The 20,726-nt window shown below is 20.5% G+C and carries 14 protein-coding genes; 6 read left to right on the plus strand and 8 right to left on the minus strand.

Annotation, left to right across the window (positions count from 1 at the left end; translation table 11 throughout):
• Positions 1 to 33: 33 nt before the first annotated feature.
• The 3 genes from aceE to lpdA are packed head-to-tail and all read left to right on the plus strand — an operon-like array spanning position 34 to position 5,469.
• On the plus strand, positions 34 to 2,697 hold the full coding sequence (gene aceE, locus GJU01_RS01020; protein ID WP_168868000.1) for a pyruvate dehydrogenase (acetyl-transferring), homodimeric type: 2,664 nt from the start codon (positions 34 to 36) through the stop codon (positions 2,695 to 2,697).
• Between the two features lie 13 nt (positions 2,698 to 2,710).
• Positions 2,711 to 4,003, plus strand: a complete 1,293-nt coding sequence (locus GJU01_RS01025) for a 2-oxo acid dehydrogenase subunit E2 (RefSeq protein WP_168868001.1) — start codon at positions 2,711 to 2,713, stop codon at positions 4,001 to 4,003.
• Positions 4,004 to 4,056: 53 nt separating this feature from the next.
• Positions 4,057 to 5,469, plus strand: coding sequence for a dihydrolipoyl dehydrogenase (gene lpdA / locus GJU01_RS01030; RefSeq protein ID WP_168868002.1), 1,413 nt, complete (start codon positions 4,057 to 4,059; stop codon positions 5,467 to 5,469).
• 99 nt (positions 5,470 to 5,568) lie between these two features.
• Here the strand turns inward: lpdA and dapE are convergent, their stop codons facing one another.
• The 6 genes from dapE to GJU01_RS01060 form a co-directional block, all read right to left on the minus strand.
• Entirely contained in the window at positions 5,569 to 6,726 is a 1,158-nt protein-coding gene (gene dapE, locus GJU01_RS01035; protein ID WP_168868003.1) for a succinyl-diaminopimelate desuccinylase, read from the minus strand.
• A 25-nt stretch (positions 6,727 to 6,751) separates the two neighbouring features.
• Positions 6,752 to 9,085 (minus strand): endopeptidase La, encoded by a 2,334-nt coding sequence (gene lon / locus GJU01_RS01040; protein ID WP_168868004.1) that lies wholly within the window; start codon positions 9,083 to 9,085, stop codon positions 6,752 to 6,754.
• A gap of 77 nt (positions 9,086 to 9,162) precedes the next feature.
• Positions 9,163 to 10,422, minus strand: coding sequence for an ATP-dependent Clp protease ATP-binding subunit ClpX (clpX, locus tag GJU01_RS01045; protein WP_168868005.1), 1,260 nt, complete (start codon positions 10,420 to 10,422; stop codon positions 9,163 to 9,165).
• 65 nt (positions 10,423 to 10,487) lie between these two features.
• A complete protein-coding gene (gene clpP / locus GJU01_RS01050) occupies positions 10,488 to 11,120 on the minus strand; it encodes an ATP-dependent Clp endopeptidase proteolytic subunit ClpP (RefSeq protein ID WP_168868006.1) in 633 nt (210 codons plus the stop codon).
• 44 nt (positions 11,121 to 11,164) lie between these two features.
• Positions 11,165 to 11,446: a BolA family protein gene (locus GJU01_RS01055; RefSeq protein WP_168868007.1), complete on the minus strand. Its 282-nt coding sequence runs from the start codon at positions 11,444 to 11,446 to the stop codon at positions 11,165 to 11,167.
• A gap of 46 nt (positions 11,447 to 11,492) precedes the next feature.
• Positions 11,493 to 12,278 (minus strand): inositol monophosphatase family protein, encoded by a 786-nt coding sequence (locus GJU01_RS01060; protein ID WP_168868008.1) that lies wholly within the window; start codon positions 12,276 to 12,278, stop codon positions 11,493 to 11,495.
• Positions 12,279 to 12,450: 172 nt separating this feature from the next.
• On the opposite strand from GJU01_RS01060, the gene GJU01_RS01065 reads away from it, so the two are divergent.
• From GJU01_RS01065 to GJU01_RS01075, 3 genes are all read left to right on the plus strand, one after another.
• Positions 12,451 to 13,026, plus strand: a complete 576-nt coding sequence (locus GJU01_RS01065) for a NifU family protein (RefSeq protein WP_168868009.1) — start codon at positions 12,451 to 12,453, stop codon at positions 13,024 to 13,026.
• 120 nt (positions 13,027 to 13,146) lie between these two features.
• On the plus strand, positions 13,147 to 14,037 hold the full coding sequence (locus tag GJU01_RS01070; RefSeq protein ID WP_168868010.1) for a homoserine O-succinyltransferase: 891 nt from the start codon (positions 13,147 to 13,149) through the stop codon (positions 14,035 to 14,037).
• A gap of 51 nt (positions 14,038 to 14,088) precedes the next feature.
• Positions 14,089 to 15,843, plus strand: coding sequence for a proline--tRNA ligase (locus GJU01_RS01075; RefSeq protein WP_168868011.1), 1,755 nt, complete (start codon positions 14,089 to 14,091; stop codon positions 15,841 to 15,843).
• On the opposite strand, the gene tilS is transcribed toward GJU01_RS01075, so the two are convergent.
• Both tilS and dnaE read right to left on the minus strand, forming a co-directional pair.
• Complete coding sequence (gene tilS, locus GJU01_RS01080) at positions 15,818 to 17,149, minus strand: tRNA lysidine(34) synthetase TilS (protein WP_168868012.1); 1,332 nt, start codon at positions 17,147 to 17,149, stop codon at positions 15,818 to 15,820. The two genes, GJU01_RS01075 and tilS, sit on opposite strands and share 26 nt — an antisense overlap.
• 38 nt (positions 17,150 to 17,187) lie before the next feature.
• Complete coding sequence (gene dnaE / locus GJU01_RS01085) at positions 17,188 to 20,721, minus strand: DNA polymerase III subunit alpha (protein WP_168868013.1); 3,534 nt, start codon at positions 20,719 to 20,721, stop codon at positions 17,188 to 17,190.
• Positions 20,722 to 20,726 lie beyond the last annotated feature (5 nt).

Consider the following 20,726-nt stretch of genomic DNA (forward strand, 5'->3'; position numbering starts at 1 on the left):
ATTTAATTTTTATTAAAATAAGGAATAATAACCATGTCAGATAACTATATATTTTATAATGACGTGGATCCAATTGAAACAAATGATTGGATACAATCAATAGATTCTGTAATAAAAGAGGAAGGAATTGAAAGAGCTAAATTTTTATTAAAAAAAACTATATTACATCTTAAAAATAAAGGAATTATTTTTGATGTACAAGATAATAATTATGTAAATTCTATTTCTAGAGAACAGGATAATATATATCCTGGAAATTTAATTTTAGAAGATAAAATCAGGTCATTTATTAGATGGAATGCAATAATGATAGTTTTAAGAGCTTCCAAAAAAAATCTAGATTTAGGTGGTCATATTTCTTCTTATCAATCATCTTCACATATTTATGAAGTTTGTTTTAATCATTTTTTTAAAGCATCTAATCATACAAACAATGGAGATATTATTTACTTTCAAGGACATATATCACCTGGAATATATGCTAGATCATTTTTAGAAGGACGTATTAGTATTGATTATTTAAATAATTTTCGGCAAGAAGTATTAGGAAAAGGTTTATCATCATATCCACATCCTAAGTTAATGCCTAATTTTTGGCAATTTCCAACTGTATCTATGGGATTAGGAGCAATATCTGCAATATATCAAGCTAAATTTATTAAATATTTGGAAAATAGAGAATTAAAAAAAAAAACAAATAATAAAGTTTTTGCATTTTTAGGTGATGGTGAAATGGATGAACCAGAATCTAAAGGAGTTTTAAATATAGCTTCAAGAGAAAAATTAAATAATTTAATTTTTGTAATAAATTGTAATTTACAAAGATTAGATGGTCCTGTATATGGAAATGGTAAAATTATTAATGAATTAGCTAATCTCTTTAAAGGAGCCGGATGGGAAGTTATTAAGGTTATTTGGGGCCATACTTGGGAAAATTTATTATATAAAGATAAAACTGGTAAATTAATTAAATTAATGAATGATACTTTAGATGGAGATTTTCAAAATTTAAATTCCAAAAATGGGGCTTATATTAGAAAAAATTTTTTTGGAAAATTTTCAGAAACATTAAAACTTGTTAAACATTTAACTGATCGAGAAATAGAATTATTAAATTATGGAGGTCATGATCCTGAAAAGATTTATACAGCTTTTAAAAAAGCTTATAAAATTAAAAATAAGCCTATTGTCATATTATTTCATACAATAAAAGGATTTGGTTTAGGTAAAATAGCTGAAAGCAAAAATATTGCACATCAAATTAAACAAATTGATATTAATACGATTAAATATATACGTAATAATTTAAATATTCCTATAAATGATAAAGATTTATATAAATTACCTTATATTACTTTTAAAAAAAAATCTTTAGAATATCAATATTTACACAAACAACGTAAAAAATTAGGAGGTTATATTCCTTTTAGGAGAATAAATTTTACGGAAAAATTAATATTACCTAAATTAAAAGATTTTAATTCTTTATTTAAAGAACAATATAAAATATCTACAACAATTACATTTGTACGTGTATTAAATATTTTACTTAGAAATAAAAATATTAATACTAGAATAGTTCCAATTATAGCTGATGAAGCTCGTACTTTTGGTATGGAAGGTTTATTTAGACAAATCGGTATATATAATTCAAATGGATTAAAATATACACCTCAAGATAAATCATTATTAACATATTATAAAGAAGATATTAAAGGACAAATTTTACAAGAAGGTATTAATGAATCTGGAGCTTTTGCATCATGGTTAGCTGCTGCTACTTCTTATTCAACCAATAATTTACCAATGATACCATTTTATATTTATTATTCTATTTTTGGTTTTCAAAGAATTGGAGATTTTTGTTGGGCTGCGGGAGATCAACAAGCAAGGGGATTTTTAATTGGAGCTACTTCTGGACGTACTACTTTAAATGGAGAAGGATTACAACATGAAGATGGACATAGTCATATTCATTCTTTAACAATTCCTAATTGTATATCATATGATCCTACATATGGATATGAATTAGCAGTTATTATATATGATGGTTTAAAAAGAATGTATAAAAAACAAGAAAATATATATTATTATATAACTACTATGAATGAATATTATAATATGCCAGCAATGAATGTAAAAGATAAATATGGTATTTGTAAAGGAATATATAAAATTATTTCAGTTAAAGATAATATAAATAAGATGACTGTACAATTATTAGGTTCTGGATCAATTTTAAGAAATATGATTAAAGCTGCAGATATATTATATAATCAGTATGATATTAATTCAGATATTTTTAGTGTAACTTCTTTTACTGAAGTTGCTAGAGAGGGACAAGATTGTGATCATTGGAATTTATTACATCCTTCTGAAAAACGTCGTATTCCTTATATTACTAGTATAATGAAAAATTATCCAACAGTAGCAGCAACAGATTATATGAAACTTTTTGCAGAACAAATTCGTAAATATATACCAACAAATGACTATTTTGTATTAGGCACTGATGGTTATGGTAGATCTGATAGTAGAAATAATTTACGTGATTTCTTTGAAATTAATGAATTATACGTAGTACTTGCTGTATTAAATATCTTTTTAGATTTAAATCTAATTAGTTTGAAAAAAATTTTACATTTTATCAAAAAATATAAAATTAATGTAAATAAACATAATCCTAGAATTTCATAGCAAAAGAGATAATATGTATAAAAAAATAATACTTCCTGATACAGGAATAGAGGAGATGAAAATTACTGATATTTTAGTAAAGGAAGGAGACAAAATTTTAAAAGAACAGCCTATAATTACAGTAGAAAGTGATAAAACATCTATGGAAATACCTTCTAATCACAATGGAGTAATTAAAAAAATTTTAATATCAATAGGTGATAAAATACATAAAGGAGATGCAATACTAGAAATATTAAATAATGAAATAAATAATTTAGTTAAAAACTCTAAAAAAATATTAGAAAAAAATCAAATAAAATTCAAGGAATTACCAATTTCTAATATAGAAAATAAAGAAATGACAGTTCCTGATATTTTGATAGAAGAAAACAATACAATAAAAAATCAAAATTTTAAAAAAAAAAATATTTTAAATATTGAAACATATATACATGCTTCACCTGTTATACGTAAGATTGCAAGACAATTAAATATAAATTTAGTAAATATAAAAGGTAGTGGTTTAAAAAATAGAATTACTAAAGAAGATTTATTAAAATATCATAAAAATAATATACAAAAAAATTATTTTAAGAAATCTATTTCAATTTATGAAAAATTTGGTCCTTGTGAAAAAATTATATTAAATAATATACAAAAAATTTCTAGTAAAAATTTATCCAATAATTGGAAAAATATTCCGCATGTTACTCAACATATTGAAACTGATATTACTGAATTAGAAAAATTTAGAATTAAAAAAAATAATGAATATAATAAAAAACAAAAAAATATTAAATTAACTTTACTAAATTTTATAATTAAAATATGTGCACATGCTTTACAAAAATATCCTATTTTTAATTCTTCTTTATCTGTATCTAATAAAAGTTTAATAATAAAAAAATATTTTAATATTGGCATAGCTATTAATACAAAAAAAGGTTTATTTGTTCCAGTAATATTTGATGTCTTAAATAAAAATATTAATAATTTATCTGAAATACTACGTAATTTAGTAAATAAAGCAAAAAATAATAAATTACATCCTCTTGATATGCAAGGTGGTTGTTTTACAATATCTAATTTAGGGCAATTTAAAGGTAGTTTTTTTACACCTATAATTAATGCACCAGAAGTAGCAATTTTAGGTATATCTCAATCAACCATTAAACCAATATGGAAAAATAATAAATTTATACCAAGACTTATGTTACCATTATCATTATCTTATGATCATAGAGTAATTAATGGTGTTGAAGCTGTTAATTTTTTAAATTATATTTGTATTTTAATGTCTGATATTAGAAATATATTAATATAATTTCTTTTAATTACAATTTACTCTTATTATCTATACCTAATAGAGGTTAATTTATGAATAATACAATAAAAACTCAAGTTGTTGTAATAGGAGGCGGACCAGCAGGATATTCTGCTGCTTTTCGTTGTAGTGATTTAGGATTAAAAACAATAATAGTAGAAAATTATCCAAATTTAGGAGGAGTTTGTTTAAATGTAGGATGTATCCCATCTAAAACATTATTACATATAGCAAAAATTATTAAAGAAAATGAAAATCTTTTTAATCAAGGAATATTTAATATTCAACCAGAAATTAATCGAAATAATATTATTAAATTTAAACAAAATATTATTAATAAATTAACTAACGGTTTAAGTTTTCTTGCTAAAAAACGTAATGTAAATATTATAAATGGTCTAAGTTTTTTTGAAACAGAAAATTGTTTAAATGTTATTAGTAAAGATAAAATACAAATTATTTTTGAAAATGCTATTATAGCTACTGGTTCTCAGCCTATTAAATTCCCATTGATTCCTTATCAAGATAATAGAATTTGGAATTCTACAGATGCATTATTGTTAAAACAAATTCCTGAAAAAATGATGATTTTAGGAAGTGGTATTATTGGTTTAGAAATGGCAACAATATATCAATCTTTTGGTTCTAAAATAGATATAGTTGATATTTCAAATAATTTTTTATCAGAAGTTGATGATGATATTATTAATGTTTATAAAAAAAGTATCAAAAAGAAATTTAATTTTATATTAGGAACTAAAGTTTTATCAATAGATAATACAGAAGAATTACTTCAAGTACATATGACTAGTGACAATAATAAATCAATATATTCTAAAGAATATAATAATATTCTTATAGCTATAGGAAGAAAACCTAATTCTCATTATATTAATAAAAAATTTAATAAAATTTCAATTAATGACTTTGGTTTTATTAATGTAGATAGTCAAATGAGAACAAATATTCCAAATATATTTGCAATAGGAGATGTTACTGGGAATCCTATGCTTGCACATAAAGGTATTCATGAAGGTCATTTAGCAGCAGAAGTTATTGCAGGGAAAAATCATTATTTTGTTCCTAAAATAATCCCATCTATAGCATATACTAATCCAGAAATAGCTTGGGTAGGCATGACTGAAAAACATGCTATAAAAGATAATATAAAATATAGAACTGCTTCTTTTTCTTGGAATTCATTAGGAAGAGCCGTTTCTTCTAATGAAGAAGATGGATTAACTAAATTAGTTATAGAGAAAGATTCTAATAGGATTATAGGCGGTAGTATTGTTGGTTATAATGCTGGAGAATTATTAGGAGAAATAAGTTTAGCTATTGAAATGGGATGTGATATAGAAGATGTTGCATTAACTGTTCATGCACATCCTACTTTTTATGAATCTATTGGGATAGCTGCAGAAATATACACAGGGTCTGTAACAGATATTATCAATAACAAATAATTTTTGATAAAAAAGTAATAAATTTATATTCTTAATTTTTATATCAAAAATATTTATTTTAATAAGTATTTTTAAACTTTTAAATTAATTTTCGTAATTTTAAAAAAGAAAAATATTTTTTATTATTTGATAATAAATTTTATATAAAATATATAAATCATTTATCTTAACACATTCATTAACTTTATGAATCGTTGAATTAATTAAACCTAATTCAACAATTTGTGCTTTTGTTTTTATTATAAAACGTCCATCAGAAGTACCTCCATCATTAATTAAAGTGGGATATATATTATTAATTGAATAAATACTTTTTTTAACGATTTCTACTAAATTTTTTTCTATTATACAATTTTGATTAGTACTTAAAAAAGGTAATCCAGATAATTGCCATGTTATTTTATAGTTAGTAATATATTTTTTTATAATATTATTTAAAATTTTTAATATATTTTTATAATATATTTCATTATTAAAACGAAAATTTATATTAATAATAATATTTCCTGGTATTATATTATTATTTTTTATCTCTGAACTAATTTTTGTTATTTGCATGCTAGTTTCTGGAAATAAATCATTTTTTTTACTCCATTCTATTAATAATAATTTATTAAGTAAGGGTATAACTATATGAATTGGATTTATAGCTAATTTATGATAAGCTACATGTCCTTGAATACCTATTATTTTTAATTGAATATTTAATGAACCTCTTCTCCCATTTTTAATATTATCTCCAACAAATTTATTACTTGTAGGTTCTCCCAAAATACAAAAATTTAATTTTTCTTTTTTTTTTAATAAATTATTAATAACTTTAATAGTTCCATTTGTTGCTTTCCCTTCTTCATCTGAAGTAATAAGAAAAGCTATACGACCATTATAATTATGATATTTTTTAATAAATTTTTTAGCCGCAAAAATCATTGCGGCTAGAGAGCCTTTCATATCACAAACACCTCTACCATATAAAATTTCATTATCTAAAATAGCTTTGAAAGGATTAAATTTCCATTTTTTAATATCTCCAGGTGGAACTACATCTGTATGACCTGCAAAAACTAAAGTATTAGTAATAAATTTATTATTATGTACTGCCCAAAAATTCTTTGTATCTTTAATATTTATTAATTGAATATTAAAATCTATTTTTTTTAAAATTTTTATTAAAATATCTTGACATCCTGAATCTAAAGGACTAATAGAATGACATTCTACAAGTTTTTTTGTTAAATTAATTATTTTTTCTAACATATAATTTTTATTTTAAGTTCTTTTATTAAAAGGGTTTATTTTGTAAAGCTATTAATAAGACTTCTTCGATATTTTTTACTGTTAAAATTTGTAAATCTGTAATGATATTTTTTGGTATATCTTCTAAATTTCTTTTATTTTGTTCAGGAATTAAAACAATATTAATACCACCTCTATGTGCAGCTAATAATTTTTCTTTTAATCCTCCAATAGCTAAAACTTGCCCTCTTAATGTAATTTCTCCAGTCATTGCTACATTTGCTTTTACAGGGTTTTTAGTTAAACTAGATACTAAAGCAGTACACATTGATATACCAGCACTTGGTCCATCTTTTGGTGTAGCTCCTTCTGGAACATGTACATGAATATCTATATTTTTATAAAATTCAGTATTAATATTTAATTTTTTAGTTCTTGCTTTTACTACAGTTAAAGCAGTTTGTATTGATTCTTGCATAACTTCACCTAAAGACCCTGTATATGTTAATTTACCTTTCCCAGGTATACATACAGTTTCAATAGTTAATAATTCTCCGCCTACTTCTGTCCATGCTAATCCAGTAACTTGACCTATTAAATTTTCATTTTCTGCTTTACCATAATCAAATTTTTTTACACCTAAATATTTTTTTAGATTTAAATGATCTATTTTAATAGATTTAATATCTTTTTCTATTAAGATAGCTTTAACAGTTTTTCTACATAATGTAGATAATTCTCTTTCTAAACCTCTAACACCAGATTCTCTGGTATAATATCTAATAATATCTATAATTGCTTCATTATTAATAATTAATTCTTCTTTTTTTAAAGCATTTCGAATAAATTGCTTGGGTAATAAATATTTTTTTGCTATATTTAATTTTTCATCTTCTGTATAACCAGTAATTTTAATAACTTCCATTCTATCTAAAAGAGGTAATGGTATATGTACAGAAGAATTTGAAGTTGCTACAAACATAACATTTGATAAATCATAATCAATTTCAAGATAATGATCATTAAAGGCAATATTTTGTTCTGGGTCTAACACTTCTAGTAAAGCTGCCGCAGGATCACCTCTCATATCATATGAAATTTTATCTATTTCATCTAATAGTAATAATGGGTTTTGTACTTTTACTTTTGCCATTTTTTGAATAATTTTACCAGGCATAGAACCAATATATGTTCTCCGATGTCCTCTTATTTCTCCCTCATCTCTTATTCCACCTAATGCTATTTTAATAAATTTTCTTCCTGTAGCTCTTGCAATAGATTTACCTAATGAAGTTTTTCCTACACCAGGAGGACCGACTAAACATAAAATAGGGCCTCTAATTTTATTAGATCTATTTTGTACAGCTAAATATTCTAAAATATGTTCTTTTACGGATTCTAAACCAAAATGATCTTGATCTAATATTTTTTTTGCTTTACATAAATTTTTTTTTAATCGACTTTTTATATTCCAGGGAATTTGTATCATCCATTCAATATATCCTCTAACAACAGTTGCTTCTGCTGACATAGGAGACATCATTTTTAATTTTCTTAATTCAGCAAAGGTTTTTTCTTTTGCTTCTTTTGGCATTTTTGCTAATTTTATTTTTTTTTTTAAAATTTCATTTTCATCAGGATTTTCATCTATTTCTCCTAATTCTTTTTGAATAGCTTTTATTTGTTCATTTAAATAATATTCTTTTTGACTTTTTTCCATTTGTTTTTTAACTCTATTTCGAATTTTTTTTTCTACCTGTAGTAAGTCAATTTCAGATTCCATTAAAGCCATTAAATATTCTAATCTTTTATCAATGTTAGACATTTCTAATATTAATTGTTTATTAGATAATTTTAACGGCATATGAGCAGCTATAGTATCTGCTAATTTAGCTGCATCATGAATATTATTTAATGAATTTAATACTTCTGGAGGAATTTTTTTATTTAGTTTTGTATATCCTTCAAATTGATTAATAGCTGTTCTTATTAAAACTTCTTGTTCTTTTACTTTAAGTATGGGAGAAGATAAATATTCTATTTGTGCTGTAAAATAATTATCATTATCTATTAGATTAGTTAATTTTGCTCGTTGTAATCCTTCTACTAAAATTTTAACAGTACCATCAGGTAATTTTAACATTTGTAAAATAGAAGTAATTGTCCCTACAGTAAATAAATCTTTGATACTAGGATTATCGTTAGAAGCTTCTTTTTGTGCTACTAACATAACTTTTTTATCATTATTCATAGCTGCTTCTAAACAACGAATAGATTTATTTCTTCCAATAAATAAAGGGATTACCATATAGGGATATACAACTACATCACGTAATGGTAACACAGGTATTATAATATGTTCTGAATTCTCAGAATTCATAAATTACTCTCTTTTTTATTATGACATGTTAAAAAATATATTTTTATATATAAAAATGGTTAATATTATTTAAATAATTAATTTTTTTTATATTTTATAATAGGTTCAGATAAATTATTTATAACCTTATTATCAATTTTAATTTTATAAATATTTTTTTTTGACGGTATATCATACATTATATTTAATAATACTCTTTCTAAAATAGATCTTAATCCTCTAGCACCAATATTTAATAAAAATGCTTGTTTAGCGATTTCTTTAATAGCATTATTATCAAATTCTAATTTAATATTTTCATATTCAAATAAAATTTGATATTGTTTAATAAGAGAATTTTTAGGTTTTAATAAAATTTGTGTTAATTTATTTTCATCTAATTGATTTAATGAAACAACAATAGGTAAACGTCCTACAAATTCTGGTATTAATCCAAATTTAATTAAATCTTCAGGAAGTACTTGTTGTAATAACTTATCTCTATTAGTAATGCTGTTAATATTTTTTTTTATTTTTGAATGAAATCCTATATTATTAGAAGTATTAATTCTATTAGAGATAATATCTTCTAGTCCATAAAAAGATCCGGCACAAATAAATAAAATATTTTTAGTGTTTACTTGTATAAAATCTTGTTGTGGATGTTTACGTCCTCCTTTTGGAGGTATAGAAGCAATAGTACCTTCAATTAATTTTAATAAAGATTGTTGGACTCCTTCACCTGAAACATCTCTAGTTATAGAAACATTTTCTGATTTTCTTGCAATTTTATCAATTTCATCAATGTATATTATACCATACTGTGCTTTTTTTATATCATAACTAGCATTTTGTAATAATTTTTGTATAATATTTTCTACATCTTCCCCTACATATCCAGCTTCTGTTAATGTAGTAGCATCTGTAATTGCGAATGGTACGTTAAGAAAACGTGCTAGTGTTTCAGCTAATAATGTTTTTCCACTTCCTGACGGTCCTAGTAAAAGGATATTACTTTTTTCAAGTATGTTGTTTTTTTTATTATAATTATGTAATTTTTTATAATGATTATATACAGAAACTGCAAGTATTTTTTTAGCTTGCGATTGACTAATAATATAATTATTTAAATAATTAAAAATTTTATGTGGTGTAAGTAATTTAAAATTTTCATGATTAAAAAAATTATTATATTTATTTATATTTTTTTTTTCTAAAATATTATTATATAATTTAACACATTTATCACAAATAAAAATTGATTTATCACCTGAAATTAATTGATTTACTTCATTTTGTTTTTTTTTACAAAAAGAACAACAAAATACTGTATTTAAATATTCCTTTTTATCTATCATTAAAAAACCTCATTTAAATAAATAAAATAATAAATTTTTCAAAAATATTTTTATAAATTTAAATATTAATATTTTTTTTTATTAAAAATAATATTATCTACTAATCCATATTCTATCGCTTCTTTAGCAGATAAAAATCTATCTCTATTTGTATCTTTTTCAATATTTTCAATAGATTTTCCTGTATGTAATGACATAAGCTTATTTATAAAATTTTTAATTCTTAAAATTTCTTGAGTTTGAATTTCTATATCTGTTACCTGTCCTTGATAACCACCCATAGGTTGATGTATCATTACTCTAGCATGGGGTAAGCAAAATCTTTTTTTCTTTTTTCCAGAAGCTAATAAAAAAGCAGCCATAGAACATGCTTGTCCTATACAAAGTGTACTAACATCTGCATTAACAAATTGAATTGTGTCATAAATAGACATTCCTGATGTAATTATACCTCCAGGACTATTAATATAAATAAAGATATCTTTATTTGAATCTTCTGAGTCTAAAAATAAAATTTGAGCAACTATTAAATTTGCCATATTATCTTCAATAGGCCCTGTTAAAAAAATAATACGTTCTTTTAAAAGTCTAGAATAAATATCATATGATCTTTCGCCTCTAGAGGTATTTTCAATTACAATAGGAATTGTATGATTTTGATTTTTTGTAATATTTTTATTTTTTTTGGTGTATAACATTATAGTCCTTTAATAAGATTTTATAATTTTAATATTAAATTTTTTTATATATTTTTTAATTTTTTCCATTCAGATAATGTGTAAGTATTTAATGATAATGAATGAATATTTTTAAATTTATTTCCTATAATATGATATATTAATCTATGACGAGTAATTAATGATTTATTAATAAATAAATTACTTACAATAATAATTTCTAAGTGAGTTATTAATGAATTATTTTTATTATTTTGATAATCATGATCTTGACTAGTATCATGTATTTTAAAATATATAGGTTGTAATTTAGATATTATTTTATTTTCTATTTTTTTTATAATCATTATTTTATACATCCGAAAATTTATTTTTTATATTAAAAATAAAATATTATAAAATATTTTCAGTATTAGAAATTACTAACTTTATAATATGAGAATTACCAGCTAACATATTTGCAGAATTTTTATAATTATAATGTCCAATAAAATTTGTTATTAATCCTCCTGCTTCTTTTATAATTAATTCTCCAGCAAGTAAATAGTTAAAATTTTGTACATTATTATTAATATAACAATCAATTTTATTTGCAGCTAAATAAGCTAAATCTAAAGATGTAGAACCACTTATTCTTATTGAAATAAATTTTTTTTTAAATAATTCTAATAAATTAATATTTTGTGATTTAAAAAAAATATAATTAGTATTTAATGCAAATATTAAAAATTTTTTTTTATATGTATCACAACGTAATTTATATCCATTTAATTGAGCGTTTTGTCCTCTTATTGCAGTAAATAAATCATTTTTTAATGGATCATATATTAAAGATATTTCTGTTTTTCCTTTTATACAAATAGCCATTGAAATTGAAAAATGAGGTAATTTTTTTAAAAAGTTTAAAATTCCGTCTATAGGATTAATAATCCATATAGTATTTTTATATTTGAAGATAAAAAAATTTTCTTTATTTAAAATAACAATATTTTTAGAATATATATTATAAAATGTTTTAGTAATGATATTAATTAAGTTTTTATTAATTTTTTTTATTAAAATATTACTATCATAGTTATTATTATATATATTTGCATTCTGCATTTCATAATTTTTTATAATAATATTACCAATATTACGTATTATACGTATAGCGATATTAAGCATTGGAGAACGCATATATTATTTCTCATTTATATTCATTCTTATATTATAAACTAAATAATTAAATAATATTTTTATTTTATAATAAAAAAATAATATTTAAAATATTTATTTAAATAATATTGTTTTTTAAAAAAAAACATTTATTATTTAAATAAATATTTTAAATATTATTTTTTTATTAATTATGTTAAAAATTACAAAATTAGCTCAAGAATATTTTTTAAAATTATTATCTAAAAAAAAAGAAAATACATGTATTAGAATTTCTGTTTTTGTAAAAAATAATATATTTAAAGGTAATGTTGCTTTTTGTGATATACAAAAAATTAAAGATAATGATATTAAATTAAATTTTAATAAATTAAATATATTTATAGAATTTAATAGTTTAAAATTTTTAGAAGATATTAAAATAGATCTTATAAAAAAAAAATTATCTAAAAAATTAAAATTTATAGTTTTAAGTACAAATAATATTACAATTAAAAAAAATATACAAGATTTAAAAAAAAATATTAAAGATTTTTTAAAAAATACAATTAATCCTAAATTATTAAATCATGGTGGTTTTATAAGATTAAAAAATATAACAATTAATAATATTGTATTAGTAGAATTTCATGGTGGTTGTCAAGGATGTGCAATGAGTAATTATACTCTACAAAATTGGATTAAAAAAGAAATATTACATCATTTTCCAGAAATTAAAGAAGTACATGATGTGACTTTACATAAAAAAAATGAATTATCTTATTATTAAGTAAATAAATATATCATTTTTTATTTAAATATTTTATTCTTTTTAAGAATATATATTAAGTAATTTAATAATTTAAAAAATATTTATACATTTAAATATTTAAATAAGGAATAAAGATATATGCCTGTAATAGTTCCCCAAAAATTACCTGCTATTAATTTTTTAAAAAAAGAGAACATATTTTTATTAACAAAATCTAAAAAATATAAAAAAAACTCAAATACATTAAAAATTCTTTTTTTAAATTTAATGTTTAAAAAAATTGAAACAGAAAATCAAATTATTAGATTATTATCAAATTCATCTCTATTAATAGAGTTATCATTATTATCTGTACGTGATAATGAATCATCTAATAATGTATCTATTGATCATATTAATAAATATTATCTTAATTTAGATCAAATATATAATAAATATTATGATGGTTTAATTATTACGGGTGCTCCTTTAGGATTAATTAACTTTACAGATATAAGATATTGGAAAGAATTTGTAAAAATTATACATTGGGCAGAAGATCATGTAAATTCTATTTTCTCAATATGCTGGTCTGTACAAGCAATACTTAATATATTATATAATATTCCTAAAAAGATTAATCAATCAAAATTATTAGGTATATTTAAACATAAAATATTATTAAAAAATAATTTTTTAGTACAAGGATTTGATGATTATTTTTTTGTTCCTCATTCCAGATATTCTGATTTTTCTTTACAATTTATACAATATTATACTGATTTAAAAATTATTTCTTATTCAGAAAAAGCAGGTGTATATATTTTTTCAAGTAATAAAAATAAATATATATTTATTACTGGTCATCCAGAATATGATGCATTAACAATAAATAAAGAATATTTAAATGATGTAAAAAATAACTTACATGTTCATATACCTTATAATTATTATCCTCTAAATAATAGGAAATTAATACCTAAAATAACTTGGAGAAGTCATGGTAATTTATTATTTTTAAATTGGTTAAATTATTTATTTTATAAATAAAAAATATTTTTTATAAATTTTTGAAAATATTTAATTTTAAAAGGAGTTTTAATGTTAACTACTAAATATTTATTTTTTACATCTAAAAACAAAATATATGTTAATAATCTCAACAGTTATTTTTTAATGGTTAAGTCAGGAATGGTAAGAAAATTATCTTCAGGAATATATACTTGGTTACCTACAGGGTTAAGAGTAATTAATAACTTTAAAAAAATAATACGTTATTTTATGACAGATATAGGAGCAATAGAATTATTATTACCTATTTTACATCCCAGTAATATATGGGAAAAAAGTGGACGTATAAATGAGTATGGTGAAGAATTATTAAAAATTTTAGATCGGAAAAAAAAGAATTTAATTTTAGCACCCACTCATGAGGAAGTTATTACTTACTTAATAAATAATGAAATAAAATCATATAAATCTATACCTATTCACTTATATCAAATACAAACAAAATTTAGAGATGAAATAAGATCTCGTTTAGGTGTTATTCGTGCTAAAGAATTTTTAATGAAAGATAGTTATTCTTTTCATATAAATAATATTTCTTTAAAAGAAACTTATAATATTGTATTAAAAACTTATAAAAAAATATTTAATTTTATGAATATAAAATATTTAATTATAAAAGCTGATAATAATATTATTGGTGGTGATATTTCTCATGAATTTCATATTTTATCCAAAAATGGAGAAAATTCAATTGTTTTATCTAAAGATAAAAAATTTATTTCTAATAAAAAATTAGAAGAATATTTTTTTAATAAACAATATAATTTAAATAAAAAAAAATTTCTTAAAAGAAAAATATTAATTTATAAAAATTGTTTAAATTATAAAAAATTAGCTAAAAATTTTAATTTATCTCTAAAAAATATTATTAAAACAATTATTGTTAAAACATTAGATAAAAAAAATCCTTTTATTGCTTTATTAATTAGAGCAGATTATGAATTAAATTTTCATAAAATTAAGAAAATTGATAATAAAATAACAAGAATTTTATCAAATATAGAAATAGAAAAAATTTTTAAAATGAATATACATTCAATAGGCCCTTTTCATTTAAAAATACCTGTTATAGGAGATTATTCTATAATTAATATGTATAATTTTGTTATAGGAGCTAATATTAAAGATAAATATTTTATTAATACAAATTGGAAAATAAATTTATCTATCCCTCATAATATTCAAGATATTCGTTATATTACTAATGATGATTTAACTCCAATTAAAAAAAATTTAATAAAGATTAAACGTAGTATAGAAATAGCTCATATTTTTCAAATTGGTAAAAAATATTCAAAAATCATGAATACTTATATATATGATCAAAATAAACTTAAAAAATTTATATATATGGGATGTTACGGAATTGGTATATCAAGATTAATTGCAGCTATAATAGAACAAAATTACGATTCAAAAGGAATTGTATGGCCTAACCCTTTTTTAGCACCTTTTTTGGTAGCTATTATTCCAATTAATATGTATAAATATTCTTTAGTTGAAAAATATTCTTTTTTAATTTATAAAAAATTTAAATTATTAGGTATAAATATTATTTTTGATAATCGTAATGAAACTCCTGGAGTTATGTTTGCTGATATAGATTTAATTGGAGTACCATATGTAATTATAATTAATAATAACAATATAATTAATAAGAATGTTGAATATAAAAATAGAACAACAGGATTAAAAAGTATTATTTCTGTAGATGTAATTGTTGATTTTATTTTTCATAAAATTAAATTAAATAAATTTTTTAACATATTTTATTCCAAAAGATAAAAAAATTATCTTTTTTAGATAATTTTGCTTTACCTTCTCTAGTAATTAATTTATTTTCTAGATCAGCAATTAATGTTTTATTATAAAATAATAATGGAATTTGTTCTCTTTTCCATTTAGGAATAGATAATTTTTTCCATATATTATTCATATTTATTGAACTTTTAATATTATTAAAATAAAATTTTCCTAAAATATTAAATTTGACATATATAATTTCATTAGATTTAGGTTTTCTAATATATATTGATTCTTTTTTATAATTAAAATTTATATATAATATTATTAATTTTCCTAATTTATGAGGTAATAGAAGAGGAATATTAAAATTATTCCAAGTTAAAATGATATTTTTTAGATAAGGGAAATATTTTATACAAAATAAATAATTTTTATGTTTTCGAATAATATATTTTCCTATTTTAACTTGAGGATTATTATTATTTTTACAACAAATAATTTCATTCCATATAATAAGTAATGTTTTTCTAGAAGGCATATAATAATATTTATTATATTCTATCCATTTTCTAATAATAAAATTTCTTTTTGCAAAACTATAGTTATGTAAAGGTTTAATAAATAAACTATTATCTTTCTGTATTAATTTTATTAATATCGGATTTATTAAATCCGTTAATAATTCTTCTTGTTCTTTATAATTTGTTATAGCTTTAATAATTGAATTTTTAAAAAAAGGCCATCTTTTAGTTATTTGTGGTAAAATAATATTACGTAAAAAATTACGATCATATTTTATATTTTTATTACTAGAATCTTCTATCCATTTTAATTTTTCTTGTATAGCATAATCAATTATTTTTTTTTTACTTATATTAAGTAATGGTCGAAATAATATGATTTTATTAAAAATCTTAATTTTAGCTATGCCTGATAAACCTTTTGGACCACTACCTCTTTTTAAAAATAAAAAAAAATTTTCACATTGATCATCCAAATGATGAGCAGTTACTAATATTTCATTTTTTTGAATAATATTTTGAAAAATCTGATATCTTTTTTTACGAGCATATTTTTCTATATTACTTTTTATTTTAATATTTATTTTTTTATAAATAAATGGTATGTTCCATTTTTTACAATGGAAAAAACAATTTTTCATCCAATTATGTGATTCATAATTCAAATTATGATTAATATAAATAGCTCTTAATAAAAGAGGATATTTTTTTCTTAATTTAAATAAATTATACAATAAGACTGTAGAATCTATTCCTCCACTATATGCTATTAATATTTTTTTAAATTTTTTAAATATTAATTGTATTTTTTTTTCTATTAACATATTTAAATAGTTATTATATTAAAATTAAGATAATAAGATTATTCATTAAATTCTAATTTAATAAAATTATTATCTAATAAATCAATAAATTTATCAAAATTACTTGTATGAATAGAAATAAAATAAGATTTAGTAAAATAAATTTTATTTTTAAAATCTGAATTTTTATAAAAAAAATATATTTGTATATTTTTTTCATCTTTTTTCTTTTTAAAAAATAAAAAAGTTTTTAAAAATTTAAAAAAAAATTTATTTTTTAAAATTTTCTTATTTATAAAAATAATATTTATACTATTTAAATATTTTTCTCTATAAGTTATAATATCCATTATACGATTAACATCACATACAAATAATTTTAATCGGTTATTAAAATATAATACTCCATTTATTATAACAATATTATTTATTATAATAATATCTTTTTTGTTATTTAAAAGCTCTAAAGCTAAATGTATTTCAATAATATTTGAACTATCATCTAAATTAAAACATAAAAATTTTTGTTTTTTATAGGTATAAAAAGTCCGTATATTGCTAATAATACCACCTATAGTTATATTAATAGGTAATTTATAATTTTTTTTATATTTTATGAGTATATTATGTATATTCTTCATTTTTGTATAGAATAAAATTTCTTTTAAATATACACTTATTGGATGTCCTGTTAAATAACAACCTAAGATATTTTTTTCTTTTATCAAAATATCTTTTTTAGTCCACATTAAATTTATATCATTACGAATATATTTTTTATCTTGTAGTAATATTTTATTATCTTTATTAAAAAAATCTATTTGACCTGTTTTCTGTTCTTCTAAATATGTATTAATAATTTTTATAATTTTTTCTAAATTATTTATTAATAATCCTCTATTAAAATTAAAATAATCTAATGATCCAGATAAGATTAATATTTCTATAATTTTTTTATTTATTTTTTTAAAATTAATTTCAGTAAAAAAAGTAAATATAGATTTAAAAAATCCTATTTTCTCCCTAGTTTTCAATATATTATTAGCTTGTTGTTCACCAATACCTTTAATAGCTCCTAATCCATATACAATATTATTATCTTTATTAACATGAAATTTATATAAACTATGATTAATACTAGGTGGTAAAATATTAATTTTCATATTTTTACATTCATTTATTAAATGAATAATTTTATTTGTATTATCCATTTCTGATGTTAAAACAGCAGCCATAAATTCTGCAGGATAATATTTTTTTAACCATAAAGTTTGATAAGTTATTAAAGCATATCCAGCTGAATGAGATTTATTAAATCCATAAGAAGCAAATTTTTCAAGATAATCAAAAATTTTCATAGATAAAGTATTATTAATTTTTAATTTTTTTGCACCATGTAAAAAACGTTTTCTTTGTTCTGCCATTTCCTTATGTTGTTTTTTACTTATTACTCTTCTTAAAATATCTGCTTCTCCTAAACTATAGCCTGCTAAGACTTGAGCTATTTTCATAACTTGTTCTTGATATAGAATAATTCCATATGTAGGTTGTAAAATTGATTTTAATTTTTTATGTTGCCAATTTTTATCAGGATATGAAATATTTTCTCTACCATGTTTTCGATTAATAAAATTTTCAACCATACCTGATTGCAAAGGTCCTGGTCTAAATAAGGCTAGTAATGCTATTAAGTCTTCAAAATTATCTGGTTTTAATTGTTTAATTAATTCTTTAATACCTTTAGATTCTAATTGGAAAATACCTGTAGTTTTTGCTGTTTTTAAAAAATTAAAAATTAGTTTATCATTTAAATTAATATTATTAATATTAATTAATTTTTTATTATTTTTAATAGATTTTTTATTAATCATATTTAAAGCATGATGTATAACAGTTAAAGTTCTCAAACCTAAAAAATCAAATTTAACTAAACCAATATCTTCAATATCATTTTTATCAAATTGAGTAACTATGTTTTCTCCATTATTATCACAATATATCGTTGTATATTTAATAATATTGTTAGGTGCTATAACAACTCCTCCTGCATGTTTCCCAATATTTTTTATTGTTCCTTCTAATTTTAAAGAAGTAAGTACTAATTCTTTAATATTAATATCTGATTTATATAAATCAGATAATTTTTTATTATTCATAAATGCTTTTTTTAAATTAATACCTAAATCAAAAGGAATTAATTTTGAAATACGATTAATAAAATCATATGGATAACCTAAAACTCTTCCTACATCTCTTATTACAGATTTTGCGGTCATAGTTCCAAATGTTATAATTTGAAATACTGATTCTTGTCCATATATTTTTTTTATATGATTAATTACTAAATCACGTTTTTCCATACAAAAATCAATATCAAAATCTGGCAATGATATTCTTTCTATATTTAGAAATCTTTCAAAAATTAAATCAAATTTAATAGGATCTAGATTAGTAATATCTAAAACATAAGCTACTAAAGAACCAGCCCCTGAACCTCTTCCTGGACCTACAGGAATATTATTATTCTTTGCCCATTTAACAAATTCCATAACTATAAGGAAATAACTAGGAAAACCCATTTTATTAATAATATATAATTCTTGATCTAATCTTTTTTTGTATATTTTTTTTTTTATTTTAAATAAATTTGATTTTGGATATAAATTTTTTAATTTTTTTTCTAAATTTATATAAGATTTTTTAATAATATATTGTTCTGGCGTGATATTTTTTTTTATATAAAATTTAGGTAAAAAATGTTTATTAAATAATAAAAAAATATTACATCTTTTTGCAATTTCTACACTATTAGATAGTGCTTCAGGTATATCTTTAAATAAAAAACACATTTCTTTTGTATTTTTTAAAAATTGTTCTTTACTATAATTAGATTTTTTATAACTTTTATTTAAATGATATCCTTTATTAATTGCTACTCGAATCTCATGTGTATAAAAATCATTTTTATTTAAAAAACGTACATTATTTGTAGCTACAACAGGAAGAGCAAAATAATTAGATAGATTTAATATTGAATTTATATAAGTTTCTTCATAAATAGAGTTAGTTCTAGTAATTTCGAAATAAAAACAATTATGAAAATATTTTTTAAAAAAAAAAATTATTTCTTTAACTGAAAAAAGGTTTTTTTGTAAGATATTCTTACCAATTTCACCTTGTAATCCACCAGATAATATAATTAATCCTTTATTATATTTTTTTAATAAATTATAAGTAATAACAGGACCTATATTATCATCATATCCATTTTTATACGCATAAAAAATTAATAATTTAATATTTTTTAAACCAGTATTATTCATAGCTAATATCGTTAAAATAGAATATTTATTAGAATTAATATTATTTAAATTTTCTATTTGTACATCTACACCAATTATAGGTTTTAAGCCAAATTTATAAGATATTTTATAAAATTTCACTAAACTAAATATATTATTAAGATCAGTAATAGCTATTGCTGGCATATTCAATAATACACTTTTTTTTACAAGTTGTGTGATTTTCGCAAGACCATCTTTAATAGAATAATCACTATGGACATGTAAATGAATAAATTTTGGATCATTCATATTTT

Source organism: Enterobacteriaceae endosymbiont of Donacia vulgaris (genome assembly GCF_012568445.1).
GTDB lineage: Bacteria > Pseudomonadota > Gammaproteobacteria > Enterobacterales > Enterobacteriaceae.